This is a genomic window from Desulfonispora thiosulfatigenes DSM 11270, from assembly GCF_900176035.1.
Lineage (GTDB): Bacteria > Bacillota > Peptococcia > Peptococcales > Desulfonisporaceae > Desulfonispora > Desulfonispora thiosulfatigenes.
Genome location: NZ_FWWT01000027.1, coordinates 1 through 5,841, shown reverse-complemented (window position 1 = coordinate 5,841; position 5,841 = coordinate 1). Strand labels below are relative to the sequence as shown.

5 protein-coding genes, 1 rRNA gene and 1 pseudogene are annotated in these 5,841 nt (G+C 34.9%); 2 read left to right on the top strand and 5 right to left on the bottom strand.

Annotated elements, in window-relative coordinates:
- From B8965_RS12180 to groES, 4 genes are all read right to left on the bottom strand, one after another.
- A 16S ribosomal RNA gene (locus B8965_RS12180) occupies positions 1-931 on the bottom strand; the annotation flags it as partial.
- A gap of 309 nt (positions 932-1,240) precedes the next feature.
- Positions 1,241-1,945, bottom strand: a complete 705-nt coding sequence (locus tag B8965_RS12175; RefSeq protein WP_084054463.1) for a hypothetical protein — start codon at positions 1,943-1,945, stop codon at positions 1,241-1,243.
- A gap of 176 nt (positions 1,946-2,121) precedes the next feature.
- Positions 2,122-3,753 carry a chaperonin GroEL gene (gene groL / locus B8965_RS12170; protein WP_084054462.1) on the bottom strand — a complete coding sequence of 544 codons (1,632 nt, stop codon included), beginning with the start codon at positions 3,751-3,753 and terminating at the stop codon, positions 2,122-2,124.
- A 21-nt stretch (positions 3,754-3,774) separates the two neighbouring features.
- The gene (gene groES / locus B8965_RS12165; RefSeq protein ID WP_084054461.1) at positions 3,775-4,062 is read right to left on the bottom strand and encodes a co-chaperone GroES; all 288 of its coding nucleotides are present in this window, start codon (positions 4,060-4,062) and stop codon (positions 3,775-3,777) included.
- A gap of 300 nt (positions 4,063-4,362) precedes the next feature.
- Here groES and B8965_RS12160 point away from each other — a divergent pair, with 300 nt between their 5' ends.
- Positions 4,363-4,932: a 5-formyltetrahydrofolate cyclo-ligase gene (locus B8965_RS12160; RefSeq protein ID WP_084054460.1), complete on the top strand. Its 570-nt coding sequence runs from the start codon at positions 4,363-4,365 to the stop codon at positions 4,930-4,932.
- Between the two features lie 45 nt (positions 4,933-4,977).
- On the top strand, positions 4,978-5,310 hold the full coding sequence (locus tag B8965_RS12155) for a hypothetical protein (RefSeq protein ID WP_084054459.1): 333 nt from the start codon (positions 4,978-4,980) through the stop codon (positions 5,308-5,310).
- Positions 5,311-5,391: 81 nt separating this feature from the next.
- On the opposite strand, the pseudogene B8965_RS12150 reads toward B8965_RS12155, so the two are convergent.
- Positions 5,392-5,841, bottom strand: a pseudogene (locus B8965_RS12150) (IS3 family transposase); the annotation flags it as partial.

Here is a 5,841-nt window from a genome sequence, read left to right as displayed (position 1 = left end):
TTTCAGTCTTGCGACCGTACTCCCCAGGCGGGGTACTTAATGTGTTAACTGCGGCACTGAGGCTTTGACCCCCCAACACCTAGTACCCATCGTTTACGGCGTGGACTACCAGGGTATCTAATCCTGTTCGCTCCCCACGCTTTCGCGTCTCAGCGTCAGTTACAGTCCAGAGAGTCGCCTTCGCCACTGGTGTTCCTCCTAATATCTACGCATTTCACCGCTACACTAGGAATTCCACTCTCCTCTCCTGCACTCAAGACTTCCAGTATCAGATGCAGTCTCTGGGTTAAGCCCAAAGTTTTCACACCTGACTTAAAAATCCGCCTACACGCTCTTTACGCCCAGTAATTCCGGACAACGCTTGCCCCCTACGTATTACCGCGGCTGCTGGCACGTAGTTAGCCGGGGCTTCCTCCCAATGTACCGTCAATCTATGGCACTATTTGCACCATAGCCTTTCTTCCATTAGGACAGAGTTTTACAACCCGAAGGCCTTCATCACTCACGCGGCATTGCTCCGTCAGGCTTTCGCCCATTGCGGAAGATTCCCCACTGCTGCCTCCCGTAGGAGTCTGGGCCGTGTCTCAGTCCCAGTGTGGCCGTTCACCCTCTCAGGCCGGCTACTGATCGTCGCCTTGGTGAGCCATTACCTCACCAACTAGCTAATCAGACGCGGGTCCATCCATAAGCGATAGCATTGTAAAGAGGCCATCTTTACTTAATCTACCATGCGATAAATTAAGCTTATTCGGTATTAGCACCGGTTTCCCGGAGTTATCCCCAACTTATGGGCAGGTTACCCACGCGTTACTCACCCGTCCGCCACTAACTTTTAGTATTTAGTAAACTAAAAACTAAAAGTCCGTTCGACTTGCATGTGTTAGGCATGCCGCCAGCGTTCGTCCTGAGCCAGGATCAAACTCTCCATTAATATCCTGCAAGCTCAAAACCAACATTTGGCTTTGTTATTTATCCGTTTGTTACTTGTGGTCTGTTTCTTATAACTATTTGATTTTCAAAGAACAACTTATCTTTAATGTGTTGTTGTCTGTAAAAATATCTTATCATTTTTATTTATGCTTGTCAACATTTCTTTTGATGAATTTTTTTCTGTTTTTCTGGTGCTCAGATAATATAACATGAGATTAATATCTTATGCAAGTCTTTTTTGTGATTTATTTTAAACTTCCTTAATATTTATTGTTTAATTTATTATTTACATGTTTAATCAATCTAGATATTAATCAATTGGAGCTTTAATAGTAATCTCCTTGTTTATATTTTTAAATACAACATCTAAGATTAGCTTATTATTATCATGCTCCTTATTAACTGCACTTATTCTCGCTTTGATTATTTCTTTATGTTTTGAATCTATCCATATTGTATATTCGAGGTCTTGCCATGACGTCCTTAAGTATATGTTTTTCCAATTTGCCTTTATTTTATACATTTTAGCTTTACTTTTATTTATATTTTCTTTCCCAAGATAATTAACTTCTATATCACCCTCGAAATCTAATATTCCCAATGGATTAATTTCTTGCATTAACTTTTCTGTTTCTTTTATATCCTGATTTTCTAATACAAGCCAGTTCTCTGAAAAAGAATCTTTACGATAAAAATTATCCCCTACTCTGAAAACTTCAAGTTCACCATTAACAAGAAAAACTTTTCCTAGTAAATGAACGTCATCACCATTTTTTTCTCCTTTAACTTGTGTTAATAAATTTTCTTCATTATCAATAATACTTTTAGTAATCGCATTATAACTATAGCTATTTGCATTTAATGTATTATTCATACTTTGAGTTACTATTTCAGTAGGCGATAAAGGTTCGTATAAATATAGACCTAAACCCCCTCCTATAAATAATGATATAACCAAGCAGCTTACTACCCACCATTTAATTCTTTTATTAAATATTGTGTTTAATGATAACATTTTACTCCTCCTCTCCTTCACTAAATCTATTAACAGAGAAGAGGTTTTATTCCATAAAAAAGAAGCTGCTCATAAGTTTAGTAAACTAATGAACAGCTTCCAACTTTTTTTAACCTTACGTGGTCAATAAATTTTGCATTCACCTTGAAACTTTGATAATCAGGAATGATGAATTATTACATCATTCCTGGCATTCCGCCACCCATTCCTGCCATTGCAGCTGCACCATTATCAGCTTCTGGGATATCAGTTACTAAACTTTCAGTTGTTAATATCATAGAAGCAATACTTGATGCATTTTGAAGAGCAAAACGAGTTACTTTAGCTGGATCAACAATACCCGCAGCAATCATATCTACATATTCGTCTGTAAGAGCATTAAATCCAACTCCTACTGGTGATTCTTTTACTTTTGAAACAACTACAGAACCTTCTGCACCTGAATTGTAAGCAATTTGACGTACTGGTTCTTCCAATGCTTTTTTAACAATATTTACACCAGTTTGTGCATCCGTTTCGCTTAACTCTAATGATTCAAGAGATTTTAAAATATCCACTATGCAAGTTCCACCACCTGCTACGATTCCTTCTTCTACAGCAGCACGTGTAGCAGCTAATGCATCTTCAATACGATGTTTTTTCTCTTTTAATTCAGTTTCAGTAGCAGCTCCTACTTGAATTACAGCTACACCGCCAGAAAGTTTCGCTAAACGTTCTAATAATTTTTCTTTATCAAATTCAGAAGTAGTTTCTTCTACTTGGTTACGAATTTGATTTACACGTCCTTCAATTTCTTCTTTGTTGCCTTTTCCTTCAACCACTACTGTCTCTTCTTTAGTAACTTTGATTTGACGAGCAGAACCAAGCATAGTAATATCTGTATTTTCTAATTTTAATCCTAATTCTTCACTAACTACTTGACCACCAGTTAATGCAGCTATATCCTGTAACATTGCCTTACGACGATCACCAAACCCAGGAGCTTTAACAGCTACACAAGTGAATGTTCCTCTAATTTTGTTTACTACCATAGTAGCTAGAGCTTCACCTTCAACATCTTCGGCAATAATTAATAAAGCCTTTCCGGCTTGAACTACTTGCTCTAATACAGGTAATACTTCTTGAATAGAAGCAATTTTTTTATCTGTAATTAAAATATAAGGATCATCTAATACAGCTTCCATTTTTTCTGTATCTGTAACCATGTATGGAGAAACATATCCACGGTCAAACTGCATTCCTTCTACAACATCTAAAGATGTTCCAAATGTTTGAGCCTCTTCTACGGTAATTACTCCATCATTTCCTACCTTTTCCATAGCTTCAGCAATTAAATCTCCTATTTCTTTATCAGCAGCTGAAATAGAAGCAACCTGAGCTATAGCCTCTTTATTTTCAATAGGCTTTGCAATTTTATGTATTTCTGCAACTGCAACCTCTACAGCCTTTTTGATTCCTTGTCTAATAATCATTGGATTAGCACCCGCTGCTACATTTTTTAATCCTTCTCTAATCATAGCTTGTGCTAAAACAGTAGCAGTTGTAGTTCCATCCCCAGCTACATCATTTGTTTTAATTGCAACTTCTTTTAGTAATTGAGCTCCCATATTTTCAAATGGATCTTCTAAATCGATTTCTCTTGCAATAGAAACACCATCATTAGTTATAGTTGGAGAACCAAATTTTTTGTCTAATACAACGTTACGTCCTTTTGGTCCAATTGTAACTTTAACTGCATCTGCTACAGCATTTACTCCCGCTTCTAACGCACGTCTAGCTTCTTCACCAAATAATATATCTTTAGCCATTATTAATTACCTCCTTTATTATTAGCCTAATACAGCTAAAATATCTCTTTCACTTAATATTAAAACTTCTTCGCCATCAATTTTAACTTCTGTGCCTGCATATTTAGAAAAAAGAATATTGTCTCCTACTTTAACTTCCATTGGAAATTTTTGACCATTTTCAATTTTTCCAGAACCCACTGCTAAAACTTCACCTTGTTGTGGTTTCTCTTTAGAAGCAGTATCAGGTAATACAATACCACTTTTTGTTTTTTGTTCTTGTGCCATAGCTTTAATAACTACTTTGTCACCTAATGGTTTAATATTCATATTCATAGCCTCCTCATTTAGAATAATCTTTGTTGTTAGCACTCTCTTTAAGTGAGTGCTAATATCTAAGTATAATAATATTAAAGGTTCTCAAACTTATCAACCCCTAAATACAAAAAAATTGGATTTTTTTTCGCATTTATCATTAATTAAGCAAAATTAGCTTAAGTTTTCTTTAACTATCTTATTTTATTTCCCTTTTTAAAGGTTTTTATTCATATAATTTAATAATTGAGATATTGTAATCATTATATATAAGCTGTTAATATAATAATAAATTATTTATTTGGATGGGATAACATGAAAACTAACCTAAGAAATCATTATAAAAATATTCGTAACCAATTAACAACTAAAGAAGTAGAACAAAAAAGTTTGGAAATCTTAAAAATCTTGACTAATCATTATAGTTGGAAAAATGCGAAAAGGTTAATGATTTATATGTCTTTTCAAAAAGAAGTAATGACCATGCCTATTATTGAAACTGCCTTACTAGAGCAGAAAGAAGTTATAATTCCTATTTCAAACCTTACTAATTGTACAATTACACCTAGTTTATTAACTTCGGTAGATGAACTTAGACCTAATAGGCTTGGTATTTTAGAATTACCCCCTAACAAACAAATTAGTATAAATCCTGCACTAATTGATTTATGCCTTATACCAGGAATTGCTTTTGACTTACAGGGGCACCGCCTTGGTTTTGGTAAAGGTTATTATGATCGCTTTCTTCCTTTATTAAAGTCAAGCACGCCTAAAATTGGGCTTGCTTTTGACTGTCAAATTAGCAATAATGCTCTACCTTTTGATAAGCATGATTTTAGAATGAATAAACTATGTACTGAAAAAATGTTATATACTATAAAATAAAGTAATCATTAATATTTGAGTATTATTAAATAGGGAGGTTTTTTTATGCAAAGTGATAATATAACCTGTGTGCAAAGAGCTAGATTTTTCTTTTATTATCTAGAAAAGCAAGACATTATCATGCGTGATCCTTGTGCAAAATCAGTGAGATACTATAAGGATAACCTAACCGATCGTCTAGAAAGGGTAGCACAAATGATGGAAATTCTAAGCGATCTTCATTATGATTGGGCAATAACTGCTAAAAAGGACTTTATTTTATTTGAAACTACTACTTTAGATTTTAATATTGCTCTTGAAAAGTTAAAGCAAAATAATTTTACTGATGATGAATTTGTTTTAAAGGTTGAATATGACCGTAAATGGGGACTTTTGTAAAACAAAAAACACCTTCAAATTTGAGGTGACCCCTAAAAGTTAGACTTTATTAGCGAGACAGTTTCGGCTGCCTCGCTATTTTTATGCAGCCTGAAGACTAAGTCTGTATTGCACTGGACTTAGCCATCCAAGTTTCTCTTTAATTCTCTTTTCGTTATAGTAATTTATGTATCGTTCAATTTCCGACTTCAATTCCTCATAGCTGTAATAGACGACACCATAGTAAATCTCTTGTTTAAGCAGTCCAAAGAAGTTCTCCATAACGGAATTATCATAGCAGTTACCTTTTCTAGACATACTTTGAAAAATACGTTCTTCCTTAAGCCGGTTAGAGTATGCTCTCATCTGGTAAGCCCATCCTTGATCTGAATGGAATGTTCGGCGATAAGGACAATCTGAGGTTATTTTTAATGGCCTTATCTAGTGCATCCATTACGCTCTTGGCCGTAAGGACGCTTAGCAATACCATAACTAATAAGTTTCACCATTACACATATCCATAAAAAGGATCTAAATAAAGCTTGTGCATTG